Here is a 14425-nt window from a genome sequence, read left to right as displayed (position 1 = left end):
CGATGGATCAGCCGACCACGGCGCGCGTCTGCTCGCCATCGACCAGGCGCAAGAGGCCCAGCGGATTGGCGTTCTTCAGCGGCGCCGGCAGCATGCTGTCCGGGTAGTTCTGGTAGCACACCGGACGCAGGAAGCGCTCGATGGCCAGCGTGCCCACCGAGGTGCCGCGCGCGTCGGAGGTGGCCGGGTACGGGCCGCCGTGAACCATCGCGTCGCACACTTCGACGCCGGTCGGGTAGCCGTTCAGCAGCAGGCGGCCGGCCTTCTGCTCCAGGATCGCGATCAGGTCTTCATTGCCTTGCAGGTCGCCGATCTCGGCTTGCAGCGTGGCCGTCAGCTGGCCGTGCATGTTGGCGGCGAAGTCCAGCAGCTGCTCGCGGCTTTCCAGCTCGACGATCACGGTCGAGGGGCCGAACACTTCTTCTTCCAGCGGCGCTTCCTTGGAGAACAGCAGCGAGGCGTCGGCCTGGAACAGGTGCGGCACGGCCTGGGTGTAGCTGCTGCCGCCGGTGGAGATGACCTTCACGCCAGGCAACTGGGTCAGGCGCGCCACCCCGCTGTTGTAGTGCGACAGGCCGCCGCTGTTGAGCATGGTGGCGGGGTTGGCGCCGCCGAACGCGGCCGACAGCTTCTCGATGAAGGCGGTCAGCTCGGGCGACTTCACGCCCATCAAGAGGCCGGGGCTGGTGCACAGCTGACCCACGCCGACCGTGACCGAACCGGCCAGGTCCTTGGCGATGGCCTCGCCGCGCACCTTCAGCGCTTCGGGCATCAGGATGATGGGGTTGATGCTGGACATCTCGGCAAACACCGGGATCGGCTGCGGGCGCGCGGCCGCCATGTCGCACAGCGCGCGGCCGCCGCGCAGCGAGCCGGTGAAGCCGACCGCCTGGATGCCGGCGCTCTTGACCAGCTGGGCGCCGACGCGGTCGCCGTAGACCATGTTGAAGGTGCCGGCCGGCATGCCGGTCTTCTTGACCGCGCGTTCGATGGCATCGGCTACCAGTTCGGACGTCACCAGGTGACCGGTGTGGGCCTTGAACACCACCGGGCAGCCGGCCGCCAGCGCAGCGGCGGTGTCGCCGCCGGCCACCGAGAAGGCCAGCGGGAAGTTGCTGGCGCCGAACACGGCCACGGGACCCACGCCGATCTTGTACTGGCGCACGTCCGGACGCGGCAGCGGCTTGCGCTCGGGCAGCGCGGTGTCGATGCGCGCACCGTAGAAGTCGCCGCGGCGCAGGACCTTGGCGAACAGGCGCATCTGGCCGCTGGTGCGGGCGCGCTCGCCGGTCAGGCGCGGCGCGGCGGGCAGCGCGGTCTCGCGCGCGACTTGCGCGATGAAGTCGTCGCCGAGGGCGTCGATCTCGTCGGCAACTGCTTCCAGGAAGGCGGCGCGCTGTTCCGAGGTGGTCGCGCGGTAAGCCGGATAGGCCTTTTCGGCGGCGTGCACGGCGGCGGCGACTTCCTTGTCGGTCGCGGTCAGGAACGGCGTTTCAAACAGCGCGCCGGTGGCGGCGTCCACGCTGTGCAGTTGGACGTCGCCTTCGCCGCTGCGTTGGCCGCCGATGTAGTTGTGTCCGAGGATCTTGAAGCTCACGGTGTTCTCCTGCTGTGTTCGTTGGCGCCGCCCGTTTCGGGTCACGCGCGAATGGCCGCGCCCGCGGGGCGGGAACGGCCGGTTATGTCGCTCAGGCTCTTGCGTGCGCGGCAACGCGCACGCCTGCATTGTCTGCCATCACATGGACTGCTGCAGCATCTGTTCGTAGTCCTGCTCGGAAGCCACGCGCGGATTGGTCTTGTGGCTGTGGTCGGCCAATGCGCCCTTGATGATCTTGGGGAACATGTCGGTCGTCACGCCCAGCTCGGCCAGGCCGGCAGGCAGGCCCAGGCGGCGGCTCATGGCCTTGATCGCCGGCCCGATCTCGGCGCCGTCCTTCAAGCCCATGGCGTGCGCCATGCGCGCCATCTTGCTGTCCTTGACCATGGTCTCGGCGCTCTCGTTGAACGCGATGATGGCCGGCAGGAAAATGGCGTTGAGGGTGCCGTGGTGCAGCTTGGGATTGATGCCGCCCAGCGAGTGCGACAGGCTGTGCACGCAACCCAGGCCCTTCTGGAACGCCAGCGCGCCCTGCATCGACGCGCTCATCATGTTCAGGCGCGCCTCGCGGTCGCCGGGCTCCTTGGTGGCGCGTTCGATATGGCCCCAGGCGCGCCACAGGCCGTCCAGCGCGATGCCGTCGGCGGGCGGATTGAACGAGGGCGCCATGAAGGTTTCCAGGCAGTGGGCGATGGCGTCCATGCCGGTGGCGGCGGTCATCAGCGGCGGCAGGCCGAGCGTCAGCTCCGGGTCGCAGATGGCGACCTTGGGCACGATGAAGGGCGACAGCACGCCGACCTTGCGGCCGTCGTCCAGGATCAGGATGGCGCCGCGGCCGACTTCGCTGCCGGTGCCGGCGGTGGTCGGGATGGCGATCACCGGCGCGGTCTTGGCGGTGATGTTGGACAGGCCGCCTTCGATCAGCGCGAAGGACTTCAGCGGGCCCTCGTGCGTGCCGCACACCGCCACGCCCTTGGCCAGGTCGATCGAGGAACCGCCGCCGACGGCGACGATGCCGTCGCAACCCGCTTCGCGGAACATCGCCACGGCGCCGCGCACGGCGTTTTCATTGGGGTTCGGCGGAGTCTGGTCGTAGACGGGCACGGCGGCGCCATCCTTCAGCTGGCCCAGCACCTTGTCGAGGATGCCGGCGTTGCGGATGCCCATGTCGGTGACCACCAGCGGCTTCTTGATGCCGATGCGCTCGCATTCCTGCTGCAGCAACGACAATGCGCCGTAGTCGAACTGGACTTGGGTAATGTAATTGATGAGTGCCATCACATAGCCTTGATTTATAGATGCCTGGCCATCGGTCGCTTGGGCATCCTGCCCGGCGGGAATTCGTCGGCGAACCGGGTTTCCGCTTGCGGCCGTGGTTTGGAAAGCCAGACTGTAAGCCAATGCGAACGCCTTGCCTAATGAGAGCTGTTGATATGGGTATAACCAACGTTCATACTTAAGGCTTTTCCACGCCGGAGCCGCCATGCAAGCCACCCTGCCCTCGCTCGCCTCGATCACCTCCAGGTTGCACCTGAGGCAGCTGCGCCTGCTCATTGCGCTGTCCGACCACGGCTCCCTGCTCAAGGCCGCAGAACAGGTGGCGCTGACCCAGCCCGGCGCCAGCAAGGCGCTGCAGGAGATCGAAAGCACCCTGGGCGCGCAGCTCTTTACCCGCACCAACCGCGGGCTGGAGCCGACCGACCTCGGCCATTGCGTGATCCGCTACGCGCGCCTGATCCAGACCGACCTCACCCACCTGCGCGAGGAAATGCTGTCGATCATGCAAGGCAACGGCGGCCGGCTGGCGGTGGGCACCATCATGGGCGCGGTGCCGCTGCTGACCGACGCCTTGACGCGGCTACTGGAGAAACGGCCCACCTTGTCGGTGGAAATCGTCGAGGACACCAGCGCGCGCCTGCTGCGCCTGCTGGACCAGGGCCGGCTGGACATGGCGATCTGCCGCACCAGCATCAGCCAGCGCCCGCACCTGTACGACGCCTTCAACATCCACGACGAGGAGCTGGCGGTGGTGGCCAGCGTGAACCACCCGCTGGCCCATGCGCAGGAGCTGCAGCTGTCGGACCTGGCCGATTCGCGCTGGGTGGTGTATTCGGCCAACATGCCGATGCGGGTCTCGCTGGAGCGCGAATTCCACAACGCCGACCTGCGCTTCCCGCTGCACTTGATGGAAACCACCTCGGCCTTCACCACGCTCTCGCTGCTGCAGAAGAATCCGCATTTCGTGGCCCTGTTGTCGGTGGACGTGGCGCAGTTCTGCACCCGCTTCGGCATGACCCGCATCCTGCCGCTGCAGTTGCACACGCGCAGCGAACCCTACCAGTTGGTGACGCGCCACGGCACCCAGATCTCGCCGGTGGCGCGCCTGTTCATCGAAGATTTCGCGCAGGCGGCGGCGCCGCAGTGAAGCATTGCATCGGGCAAACAAAAAGCGCCCCCGGAGGAGCGCTTTCTTTGCTGCCGCAATGCTTGCCGCGGCCCGGTCTTACTTGTTCGGCTGCGGAGTGATGCGCAGGTAAGGACGCGGGGACTTGTAGCCCTTCGGGTACTTCTGCTTGATCACTTCCTCGTCCTTGACCGACAGCGGAATGATCACGTCGTCGCCGTCCTTCCAGTTGCCCGGCGTGGCCACGGTGTAGCCGTCGGTCAGCTGCAGGGCGTCCAGCACGCGCAGCACTTCATCGAAGTTGCGGCCGGTGCTCATCGGGTAGGTGATGATCAGGCGCACCTTCTTCTTGGGGTCGATCACGAACAGCGAGCGCACCGTGGCGGTCTCGGACTGGTTCGGGTGGATCATGTCGTACAGGCCGGCGACCTTCTTGTCGACGTCGGCCACGATGGGGAAGCCGACCACGGTCTGCTGGGTGTCCTCGATGTCCTTGATCCATTGCTGGTGGGCTTCGGCGCCGTCCACCGACAGGGCGATGGCCTTGACGTTGCGCTTGTCGAATTCAGGCTTGAGCTTGGCCGTCAGGCCCAGCTCGGTGGTGCAGACCGGCGTGAAGTCGGCCGGATGCGAGAACAGCACGATCCAGGAGTCCCCCGCCCAGTCGTGGAATTTGATCTTGCCGATGGAGGATTCTTGTTCGAAATCAGGTGCGGTATCGCCCAGGCGCAGCGTCATGACGGTCTCCTTGTCCGAGAGGGTGAGGGTAAAGAACGCAGACTATAACCTGCGTCCCATTGAAGTCCAACAACTATTAAGGCGTAACCAAATAACCCGGCGCAATGACGAAATCCCGGTTTCTGCCGACGCAACTTCCCGCAATCCAATCCGGTTTGCGCTTTGCTATTGCAGGCTCTGCAGGGTCGCGCTGAAGCGATCGGCATCCTGGTAACCGATCACGCGCCGGTCTGCCAGCTCCCGGCCGTCGGCATTGAAGAACATGATGCCGGGCGGCCCGAACAGATTGAAGCGCTTGAGCATGGCGCGGTCGTCGCCATTGTTGGCGGTGACGTCGATCTGCAGCAGCAGCATGCGCTCGAAGCTTTGCTTGACGCGCGCATCGGTGAAGGTGAAACGCTCCATTTCCTTGCAGGAGACGCACCAGTCGGCATAGAAATCCAGCATCACCGGACGACGCTCGCCGGCGGCGTTCTGCGCCAGCGCGGCATCCAGCTCGGCCGAGGAGCGCACCCGCGCGAAGTGGGTATGCGCTCCTTGCGCACCGGATGCGTCGCCCTGCGCCCGCAGGTGCGACAGCGGCGCCAGCGCGTCGCGCCCGCCGGTGGCGACGCTGACCAGTTGCAGCAACCCCAGGGCCGCGAACGCCAGGCCGAAACCGCGCGCCACCCAGCCGGCCGGCGTCGACCACAGCAAGAACGCGCCATAGCCGATGCCCAATGCCGCCCAGCCGAGCACCTGCAGCCAATCGGGGATGACCGGGGCCACCATCCACAGCGCGGTGCCCAGCATGAGCACGCCGAAGAAGCGCTTGACCGCACCCATCCATGCGCCGGCGCCCGGCAGCATCGCGCCCGCAGAAGCGCCGATCAGCAGCAGCGGCACGCTCATGCCGGTGGCCATCGCAAACAGGGCGCCGCCGCCCAGCAGCACGTTGCCGCTCTGGCTGATGTAGATCAGCGCGCCGGCCAGCGGCGCCGCCACGCAAGGGCCGACGATCAGCGCCGAGATCGCGCCCATCAGGAACACGCCCACCCACTTGCCGCTGCCTCCGCCGGAGGAGTCCGAGAGTTTCGACTGCAGCGCCGCCGGCACCTGCAGCGTGTAGAGATCGAACATGGACAGGGCCAGGCCTGCCATCAACAGCGCGAAGGCGCCCAGGATCCAGGGGTTTTGCAAGTAGGCCGAGAGGCCTTCGCCGAGCATGCCGGCGGCCACGCCCAGCGCGGTATAGACCAGCGCCATGCCGAGCGCGTAGTCGACCGACAACAAGAAGCTGCGCGCGCGCGCGCCGGAGCCCCCGCCTTGCTGGCCGACGATGATGGAGGACAGGATAGGCACCATCGGCAGCACGCAAGGCGTGAACGACAAGCCGATGCCGAGCACGAAGAACAACGACAGGATGCTCCACAGCTTGCCGCCGTTGAGCACCGCCGCAATACCCTCGGCGTCGCCGCCGGCGCCAGCCGCGGACGCATCGGCGCCGCCCGCCTTGACCACGGCGCCGACCTGTTGCGCCGACATCGACAGCTTGAGCGTCATCGGCGGATAGCACAGCCCCTTGTCGGCGCAGCCCTGGGAAACGGCAGCCACGGCAAAGGCGCCGGCCGCGCCTGAGACCGGCACGCGGACCACCACGGCATCGTGGTAGGTCTCCACTTCCTTCTGGAAATTCTCGTCGTACTTGGTCACGCCGTGCGGAAACTGCGGCTCACCCAGGGTGGCGCCCTCGGCGCTGAAGTGGAACCTGTCACGGTACATGTAGTAGCCCGCAGCGATGCGATAGCTGAGCTCCAGCGTGCCGGCGTCCAGCATGCGCGCGCTCAGCTGGAAGGCCTCGTCCGGCGGCAGGTAGTCATCGGCCGCACGCGCCGCGGAGGGCGCCAGCAATACGGCCAGCGGCAGCAACAGCAGGATCCGGATCACCAGGCGCCGCAGGGCAACGGCCATGCTGTTTTTCATCGTTGTCTTGTTCATGGGGTTCAACTACGTTCCTTCACTTCAGACGCGCGCGGGCTTGGCCGTCTCTTGCTGCATCCACGCCAGGTAGGCCGGCAGGCCGGTGGCCAGCGGCAGCGCAACGATCTCGGGCACGTCGTAGGGGTGCGCCTGCAGTATCGCCTGCTCCACTTCGAGGTAGCGCGCCTGCGTGGTCTTGACCAGCACGGGGATCTCGGTGGCGTGCTCGATTGCTCCCTGCCAGCGATACGTGGAGGCCACCGGCGCCAGGACGTTGACGCAGGCAGCCAGGCCTTGCTCCACCAAAGCGCGCGCCAGCGAGTCCGCCAGCGCCTGCTCCGGCACATTGGTCATCACCAGCAGCGGCTGGTTCAACAAAGATCCGCTCATGCCTGCCCCTTTCATTGCACGTTGGGCGACGGCGCACTGCGCCGCCTATGCCGTATTCAACCACATCCACGCCCGCAGCGCCGCCCGACAACGCCAGGACAAGAGGCGATATCGGCATCCAGCGATGCCGCGCTCCAGAATGCAAAAAAGCCAGGCAATGCCTGGCTTCTTTTTGCGACGACCTGAATTACTCGGCGGTCGGGACTGCTGCGTCGTCGGAGACTTCCGGACGATCGACCAGCTCGACGAATGCCATCGGGGCGTTGTCGCCTTGACGGAAGCCCATCTTCAGGATGCGCAGGTAGCCGCCGTTGCGGGCAGCGTAGCGGGGGCCCAGTTCAGCGAACAGCTTGAGCACGATTTCGCGGTCGCGCAGACGGCTGAATGCCAGGCGCTTGTTGGCCAGGGTATCGGTCTTGCCCAGGGTCAGGATCGGCTCGACAACGCGGCGCAGTTCCTTGGCCTTCGGCAGGGTGGTCTTGATGGCTTCGTGCTTCAGCAGCGAAACGGTCATGTTGCGCAGCATTGCCAGACGGTGGGACGAAGTACGATTCAGTTTGCGGAGACCGTGACGGTGACGCATGGTAATTTCCTTTCAGGTGACAGTTTTGATCCAGTTCTTCGATCGGACGGGCTTGCTTGCCTGGCCTGTCCGCGGACCGGTAAATAACGATGAAAAAACGATGTTGCGATTTCGGTGTTGCCAGTGTTGCCAACTACATGCTTGCCGGTACGGCCGGCCGGACCGAGGTCCGCGCCGGCCATGCCGTCAAAATTACTTCTCCAGGCCGGCAGGCGGCCAGTTTTCCAGCTTCATGCCCAGGGTCAGGCCGCGCGAAGCCAGGACTTCCTTGATTTCGTTGAGCGACTTGCGACCCAGGTTCGGGGTCTTCAGCAGTTCGTTCTCGCTGCGCTGGATCAGGTCGCCGATGTAGTAGATGTTCTCGGCCTTCAGGCAGTTTGCCGAACGCACGGTCAGCTCCAGGTCGTCGACCGGACGCAACAGGATCGGATCGACCTGCGGTGCGCGCGACGGCGCTTCGGCGGTCGCTTCGGTGCCTTCCAGGGCGGCGAACACGTTCAACTGGTCGACCAGCACGCGCGCCGACTGGCGAATCGCTTCTTCCGGCGTGATGACGCCGTTGGTCTCGATGTTCATGACCAGCTTGTCCAGGTCGGTACGCTGTTCCACACGCGCCGATTCGACGGCGTAGGAAACGCGGCGCACAGGCGAGAACGATGCGTCCAGGATGATGCGGCCGATGGTCTTGTTGGTGTCTTCCGACAGGCGGCGGACGTTGCCCGGCACATAGCCGCGGCCCTTTTCGACCTTGATCTGCATGTCCAGCTTGCCGCCACCGGTCAGGTTGGCGATCACGTGATCCGGGTTGATCAGCTCCACGTCGTGCGGCAGATCGATATCGGATGCCAGGACGACGCCTTCGCCTTCCTTCTTCAGGGTCAGCGTGACTTCATCACGGTTGTGCAGCTTGAAAACCACGCCCTTGAGGTTCAGCAGGATGTCGACCACGTCTTCCTGAACGCCGTCCAGCGAGGAATACTCGTGCACGACGCCGGCGATGGTGACTTCGGTCGGAGCGTAGCCGGTCATGGTCGACAGCAGGACGCGACGCAGCGCGTTGCCCAGGGTGTGACCGTAACCGCGCTCGAACGGCTCCATCACGACCTTGGCGTGACCGGGAGCCAGTGCTTCCACTTCGATGATGCGGGGCTTCAACAAACTGTTTTGCATGAAATGTCCTTTTCAATACCCTCGGCTCGTTACGCCGATAAGGCTGATGACTTTCGGAAAAATGCCCACCGTATGGTGGGCACGGGTGATGCAGTACTGCGGATTAACGCGAATACAGTTCGACGATCAGCGATTCGTTGACGTCGTTGGCGATTTCGCTGCGGTCCGGCGCCGACTTGAAGGTGCCTTCCAGCTTCTTGGCGTCGACCGACACCCACGACGGGAAGCCCGACGATTCGGCCAGCGACAGCGCTTCGGCGATACGCACTTGCTTCTTGGCCTTTTCGCGCACGGCAACCACGTCGCCGGCCTTGACCAGGTAGGAAGCGATGTTCACGACTTGACCGTTCACGGTCAGGGCCTTGTGGGACACCAGCTGACGCGCTTCCGAGCGGGTCGAGCCGAAGCCCATGCGGTAGACGACGTTGTCCAGACGGGCTTCCAGCAGCTTCAGCAGGTTTTCGCCGGTGTTGCCCTTGCGGCGGTCGGCTTCAGCGAAGTAGCGGCGGAACTGGCGCTCGAGGACGCCGTACATGCGCTTGACCTTCTGCTTTTCACGCAGCTGGTTGCCGTAGTCGGAGGTGCGGGCGCCCGAAGTGCGGCCATGCTGACCCGGCTTGGAGTCCAGCTTGCACTTGGAATCCAGCGAGCGGCGTGCGCTCTTCAGGAACAGGTCGGTGCCTTCGCGGCGGGAGAGCTTTGCTTTTGGTCCGATATAACGTGCCACAGTATTTCCTTTGTTGAATGACGTCCCGTATTGACGGACGCTAGTCTGACCTGCGTGCGGTCAGACAGTGGGCTTAAGAACAAAACCCGCCAAGGTCGTTGGCGGGTGATTTCCGGCGCTTTGCGGTGCCCTTTTCGGGGCAAAACACGCGAAGCGCACGATTATACTACAAATTAGATACGACGGCGCTTCGGAGGACGGCAGCCGTTATGCGGCACCGGAGTCACGTCCTGGATCTGGGTGATCTTGATGCCCAGATTGTTCAGAGCGCGCACTGCGGATTCACGGCCCGGGCCTGGGCCCTTGATACGCACTTCCAGGTTCTTGATGCCGCACTCGATCGCGACCTTGCCGGCAGTCTCAGCTGCGACCTGGGCTGCGAACGGAGTCGACTTGCGCGAACCCTTGAAGCCAGCACCACCCGAGGTCGCCCACGACAGAGCGTTGCCCTGACGGTCGGTGATCGTGATGATGGTGTTGTTGAACGAAGCGTGAACGTGCGCGATGCCTTCAGCAACGTTCTTCTTAACTTTCTTACGAACACGCGATGCTGCTGCGTTGTTGGGGGACTTTGCCATAATTTCTTCCTTGAATCCGACCAGTGACTAGCGCTGCCGGGATTATTTCTTCAGCGATTGAGCGGCCTTGCGCGGACCCTTGCGAGTACGGGCGTTGGTGCGGGTGCGTTGACCACGGACCGGCAGGCCACGACGGTGACGCAGGCCACGGTAGCAACCCAGGTCCATCAAACGCTTGATGTTCATGGACAGCTCACGGCGCAGGTCGCCTTCGACCACGAACTTGGCGATCTCGTCACGCAGCTTTTCCAGCTCGTTATCGTCCAGGTCCTTGACCTTCTTGTTGGTCGGAACGCCGGTAGCGACGCAGATGTCTTCCGCGCGCGGACGGCCAATACCATAGATGGCGGTCAGGCCGATTACGGTGTGCTGATGGTTGGGGATGTTGACCCCTGCAATACGTGCCATTCGTTATTCCTCGATCAATAACGTTAATTAACCCTGGCGCTGCTTATGACGCGGTTCGGTGCAGATCACACGAACGACGCCATTGCGCTTGATGATTTTGCAGTTGCGGCAGATCCGCTTGACTGATGCGAGCACTTTCATTGTGGCCCTCTTTCTTTCAATGTTTCACTGTTACTTGGTACGGAACACGATACGTGCCCGGCTCAAATCGTAAGGCGTCAGTTCCACCGTTACCTTATCGCCCGGCAGGATGCGGATGTAGTTCATGCGCATCTTGCCGGAGATATGGCCGAGTACAACGTGACCGTTTTCTAACTTAACCCTGAATGTCGCATTGGGCAGGTTTTCAAGAACCTCCCCTTGCATCTGAATAACGTCGTCTTTTGCCATTCCGCGTCATCTCTCCGGGACAACACCCACCGCCTATCGCGGGGTCATGCCACCCTTGAAATTCGCCTTGCGGAGCAACGACTCATACTGCTGCGACATTACATAATTCTGAACCTGGGCCATGAAGTCCATCGTCACGACCACAATGATCAAGAGCGATGTGCCGCCGAAATAGAACGGCACCTTCCAGCGCGCGATCAGGAACTCAGGCAGCAAGCACACCAGGGTGATGTACACGGCGCCGGCCAGAGTCAGACGCATCAGGATCTTGTCGATGTAACGAGCCGTCTGGTCACCCGGACGGATACCCGGAACAAATGCACCACTCTTCTTCAGGTTGTCTGCCGTTTCCTTGCTGTTGAACACCAGCGCGGTATAGAAGAAACAGAAGAACACAATCGCGACCGCGTACAGCAGAGCATGGATCGGCTCACCCGGCGCCATCGAAGCCGCCAGATCCTTCAGGAAACGAATGAAGGGATTCGACGTATCGCCCGACGTAAACCAGCTGGTGATCGTCGCCGGGAACAGGATGATCGACGATGCAAAGATCGGCGGGATCACGCCTGCCATGTTCAGCTTCAGCGGCAGGTGGCTGCTTTGGCCGCCGTAGATCTTGTTGCCGACCTGACGCTTGGCGTAGTTCACCAGGATCTTGCGCTGGCCGCGTTCAATGAACACCACCAGGAAGGTCACCAGCGCCACGATCACGCAGATCAGGATCGCCGACAGCGCGCCCATCGAACCCGTGCGAACCAGCTCGAACAAACCACCCAGCGCATTCGGCAGACCTGCCGCGATACCAGCGAAGATGATGATCGAGATGCCGTTGCCCAGACCACGCTCGGTAATCTGCTCACCCAGCCACATCAGGAACATCGTGCCGGTGATCAGCGTCACCACCGTCGTCAGACGGAAGGCCAGGCCGGGATCCAGCACCAGACCAGCTTGCGACTCCAGCGCCACTGCAATGCCCAGCGCCTGGAAGGTTGCCAGCACCAGGGTGCCGTAGCGGGTGTACTGGGTAATCTTGCGACGCCCCGCTTCACCCTCTTTTTTCAACGCCTCCAGCTGCGGCGACACCACAGACAACAGCTGCATGATGATCGATGCCGAAATATACGGCATGATCCCCAGTGCGAAGATCGTGAAGCGCGACAGAGCACCACCGGAGAACATGTTGAACATGCCCAGGATGCCGCCCTGATTCTGCTTGAACAGCTGCGCCAACTGCGTCGGATCAATACCCGGAACCGGGATATGCGCACCGACGCGATAAACGATCAACGCTCCCAGCAGGAACCACAAACGCCCCCAGGGGAAGCCTTTTGCGGCGCCTTTCGCTAATTGAGGAGTAGTTGCCAATTAATGCTCCGGGACCCGGATCACTCAGCGACGGAACCGCCGGCTGCTTCGATAGCAGCCTTGGCACCCGCAGTTGCGATCAGACCCTTGACGGTCACCTTCTTGGTCAGCTCACCAGCCTTGATGATGCGCACGACACGAGCCAGTTCCGACACCAGGCCGGCTTGCTTCAGTGCCAGCACGTCGATCTCGGCGACGGGCAGCTTTTCCAGGTCGGACAGACGAACTTCAGCCTTGTACGGCGTTGCCAGCGACTTGAAACCGCGCTTGGGCAGACGACGTTGCAGGGGCATCTGGCCGCCTTCGAAGCCGACCTTGTGGAAACCGCCCGAACGCGACTTCTGACCCTTGTGGCCACGGCCGGCAGTCTTGCCCAGGCCAGAACCGATACCACGACCGACGCGACGCTTAGCGTGCTTTGCGCCTTCTGCGGGTTGGATAGTGTTTAATTGCATGATTCGCTCCGTTCGCAAGCAACTGCTTACGAAACAACTTTCACAAGATAGGACACTTTGTTGATCATGCCGCGCACCGAAGGGGTGTCTTCCAGCTCGGAAACCGAGTTGACGCGACGCAGACCCAGGCCGCGCACGGTGGCGCGGTGGTCCTGGCGAGTACCGATCAGACCTTTGACCAGCTTGACTTTGATTGTGTTAGCCATCTGAATCACCTTAGCCCAGGATTTCTTCGACCGACTTGCCGCGCTTGGCAGCAATTTCAGCCGGAGTGTTCATCTTCGACAGGCCGTCCAAAGTGGCACGGACCATGTTGTAGGGGTTGGTCGAACCAGTCGACTTCGCCACCACGTTGGTCACGCCCATCACTTCGAAGATCGCGCGCATCGGGCCGCCGGCGATAACACCGGTACCATCCTTGGCGGGCGAAATCATGACCGACGACGCGCCGTGCTTGCCGATGACGGTGTGCTGCACGGTACCGTTCTTCAGCGTGACCTTGATCAGCTTGCGACGTGCTTCTTCCATTGCCTTTTGCACGGCGACGGGCACTTCCTTCGACTTGCCCTTGCCCATGCCGATGCGGCCATCGCCGTCACCGACCACTGCCAGCGCTGCGAAACCCATGATACGGCCGCCCTTCACCACCTTGGTGACACGGTTGACCGCGATCATTTTTTCGCGCATGCCGTCATCAGGCTTGTCGCTTTGCGTTTTCGATTGCATTTTTGCCATGATCGATATTCCTTAGAACTTCAGGCCGGCTTCACGCGCAGCCTCAGCCAGCGCCTTGACGCGGCCGTGATAACGGAAACCCGAACGGTCGAATGCGACTTCGGTCACACCGGCCTTCAGTGCCTTTTCCGCAACGCGCTTGCCGATCAGGGCTGCAGCAGCGGCATTGCCGCCCTTGCCCGACTGACCGGCCAGCTCGGCGCGCACTTCAGCTTCCAGGGTGGAAGCCGAGGCCAGCACGTTCGCATCGGGGCCGATGACGCTGGCGTAGATGTGCGTGTTGGTACGATGCACGGCCAGACGATTGACCTTCAGTTCTGCGATCTTGGCGCGGGTCTGAGTCGCGCGGCGCAGGCGAGATTGTTTCTTATCCATCGTCAACCCCTATTACTTCTTCTTGGTTTCTTTGAGCGTCACCACTTCGTCAGCGTAGCGCACACCCTTGCCCTTGTAGGGCTCGGGTTCACGGTACGCGCGAATTTCCGCGGCGACCTGGCCAACCACCTGGCGATCGATACCCTTGATCAGGATTTCGGTCTGTGTCGGGGTCTCAACCTTGATGCCGGCAGGCATCTGGTGAACGATGGGGTGCGAGAAGCCCAGCGACAGGTTCAGCTTGTCGCCTTGTGCTTGTGCACGGAAACCCACGCCGACCAGGTTCAGCTTCTTTTCGAAGCCCTTGGTGACGCCGTTGACCATGTTGTTGACCAGAGCACGCAGGGTGCCCGACATCGCATTGGCTTCGCGGCTGTCGTCAGCCACTTCGAAGCTCAGCGAGCCATTGTTGTTCGCCACCTTGACCAGCTTGGTCAGTGGTTGCGTCAGCGAGCCCAGCGGGCCCTTGACGGTGATCTGCTCTGCGGAGATGGTCGCTTCCGCGCCACTCGGCAGTGCAACAGGCATTTTACCTACACGAGACATCTTGC

At 63.0% G+C, this 14425-nt stretch carries 19 protein-coding genes; 1 reads left to right on the top strand and 18 read right to left on the bottom strand.

What is annotated here, in order from left to right:
• Window positions 1-7: 7 nt before the first annotated feature.
• Together Herbaro_RS00845 and Herbaro_RS00840 are read right to left on the bottom strand one after the other, a co-directional pair.
• On the bottom strand, window positions 8-1597 hold the full coding sequence (locus Herbaro_RS00845; RefSeq protein ID WP_275011955.1) for an aldehyde dehydrogenase (NADP(+)): 1590 nt from the start codon (window positions 1595-1597) through the stop codon (window positions 8-10).
• A 138-nt stretch (window positions 1598-1735) separates the two neighbouring features.
• Window positions 1736-2875 (bottom strand): 4-hydroxybutyrate dehydrogenase, encoded by a 1140-nt coding sequence (locus Herbaro_RS00840; RefSeq protein ID WP_275011954.1) that lies wholly within the window; start codon window positions 2873-2875, stop codon window positions 1736-1738.
• Window positions 2876-3080: 205 nt separating this feature from the next.
• Here Herbaro_RS00840 and Herbaro_RS00835 point away from each other — a divergent pair, with 205 nt between their 5' ends.
• A complete protein-coding gene (locus Herbaro_RS00835; protein WP_275011953.1) occupies window positions 3081-4022 on the top strand; it encodes a LysR substrate-binding domain-containing protein in 942 nt (313 codons plus the stop codon).
• A gap of 78 nt (window positions 4023-4100) precedes the next feature.
• On the opposite strand, the gene Herbaro_RS00830 is transcribed toward Herbaro_RS00835, so the two are convergent.
• From Herbaro_RS00830 to rplF, 16 genes are all read right to left on the bottom strand, one after another.
• On the bottom strand, window positions 4101-4739 hold the full coding sequence (locus tag Herbaro_RS00830) for a peroxiredoxin (protein ID WP_275011952.1): 639 nt from the start codon (window positions 4737-4739) through the stop codon (window positions 4101-4103).
• A 165-nt stretch (window positions 4740-4904) separates the two neighbouring features.
• Window positions 4905-6689, bottom strand: coding sequence for a protein-disulfide reductase DsbD (gene dsbD / locus Herbaro_RS00825; RefSeq protein ID WP_275011951.1), 1785 nt, complete (start codon window positions 6687-6689; stop codon window positions 4905-4907).
• 51 nt (window positions 6690-6740) lie between these two features.
• Window positions 6741-7088 carry a divalent-cation tolerance protein CutA gene (gene cutA, locus Herbaro_RS00820; protein WP_275011950.1) on the bottom strand — a complete coding sequence of 116 codons (348 nt, stop codon included), beginning with the start codon at window positions 7086-7088 and terminating at the stop codon, window positions 6741-6743.
• A 187-nt stretch (window positions 7089-7275) separates the two neighbouring features.
• The gene (gene rplQ, locus Herbaro_RS00815) at window positions 7276-7671 is read right to left on the bottom strand and encodes a 50S ribosomal protein L17 (RefSeq protein ID WP_275011949.1); all 396 of its coding nucleotides are present in this window, start codon (window positions 7669-7671) and stop codon (window positions 7276-7278) included.
• Window positions 7672-7863: 192 nt separating this feature from the next.
• On the bottom strand, window positions 7864-8841 hold the full coding sequence (locus tag Herbaro_RS00810; RefSeq protein WP_079217263.1) for a DNA-directed RNA polymerase subunit alpha: 978 nt from the start codon (window positions 8839-8841) through the stop codon (window positions 7864-7866).
• A 103-nt stretch (window positions 8842-8944) separates the two neighbouring features.
• Window positions 8945-9568, bottom strand: a complete 624-nt coding sequence (gene rpsD / locus Herbaro_RS00805) for a 30S ribosomal protein S4 (RefSeq protein WP_275011948.1) — start codon at window positions 9566-9568, stop codon at window positions 8945-8947.
• 173 nt (window positions 9569-9741) lie between these two features.
• Window positions 9742-10146, bottom strand: a complete 405-nt coding sequence (rpsK, locus tag Herbaro_RS00800; protein WP_050469922.1) for a 30S ribosomal protein S11 — start codon at window positions 10144-10146, stop codon at window positions 9742-9744.
• Window positions 10147-10188: 42 nt separating this feature from the next.
• On the bottom strand, window positions 10189-10554 hold the full coding sequence (rpsM, locus tag Herbaro_RS00795) for a 30S ribosomal protein S13 (RefSeq protein WP_040501720.1): 366 nt from the start codon (window positions 10552-10554) through the stop codon (window positions 10189-10191).
• Window positions 10555-10581: 27 nt separating this feature from the next.
• Window positions 10582-10695, bottom strand: coding sequence for a 50S ribosomal protein L36 (rpmJ, locus tag Herbaro_RS00790; protein ID WP_006464913.1), 114 nt, complete (start codon window positions 10693-10695; stop codon window positions 10582-10584).
• Between the two features lie 30 nt (window positions 10696-10725).
• A complete protein-coding gene (infA, locus tag Herbaro_RS00785; RefSeq protein ID WP_010812378.1) occupies window positions 10726-10944 on the bottom strand; it encodes a translation initiation factor IF-1 in 219 nt (72 codons plus the stop codon).
• 33 nt (window positions 10945-10977) lie between these two features.
• Window positions 10978-12309: a preprotein translocase subunit SecY gene (gene secY / locus Herbaro_RS00780; protein ID WP_275011947.1), complete on the bottom strand. Its 1332-nt coding sequence runs from the start codon at window positions 12307-12309 to the stop codon at window positions 10978-10980.
• Window positions 12310-12329: 20 nt separating this feature from the next.
• Window positions 12330-12764 (bottom strand): 50S ribosomal protein L15, encoded by a 435-nt coding sequence (gene rplO, locus Herbaro_RS00775; RefSeq protein ID WP_196872242.1) that lies wholly within the window; start codon window positions 12762-12764, stop codon window positions 12330-12332.
• A gap of 26 nt (window positions 12765-12790) precedes the next feature.
• The gene (gene rpmD, locus Herbaro_RS00770; RefSeq protein ID WP_006464916.1) at window positions 12791-12970 is read right to left on the bottom strand and encodes a 50S ribosomal protein L30; all 180 of its coding nucleotides are present in this window, start codon (window positions 12968-12970) and stop codon (window positions 12791-12793) included.
• 10 nt (window positions 12971-12980) lie between these two features.
• Entirely contained in the window at window positions 12981-13499 is a 519-nt protein-coding gene (gene rpsE / locus Herbaro_RS00765) for a 30S ribosomal protein S5 (protein ID WP_006464917.1), read from the bottom strand.
• Between the two features lie 12 nt (window positions 13500-13511).
• A complete protein-coding gene (gene rplR / locus Herbaro_RS00760; protein ID WP_006464918.1) occupies window positions 13512-13874 on the bottom strand; it encodes a 50S ribosomal protein L18 in 363 nt (120 codons plus the stop codon).
• A 12-nt stretch (window positions 13875-13886) separates the two neighbouring features.
• Entirely contained in the window at window positions 13887-14420 is a 534-nt protein-coding gene (gene rplF, locus Herbaro_RS00755; protein WP_275011946.1) for a 50S ribosomal protein L6, read from the bottom strand.
• Between the last annotated feature and the right edge of the window lie 5 nt (window positions 14421-14425).

The sequence above is a fragment of the Herbaspirillum sp. WKF16 genome (assembly GCF_028993615.1).
Lineage (GTDB): Bacteria > Pseudomonadota > Gammaproteobacteria > Burkholderiales > Burkholderiaceae_D > Herbaspirillum.
Note: the sequence above shows the minus strand (reverse complement) of the source record. Positions and strands in the feature narration are given on the sequence as shown.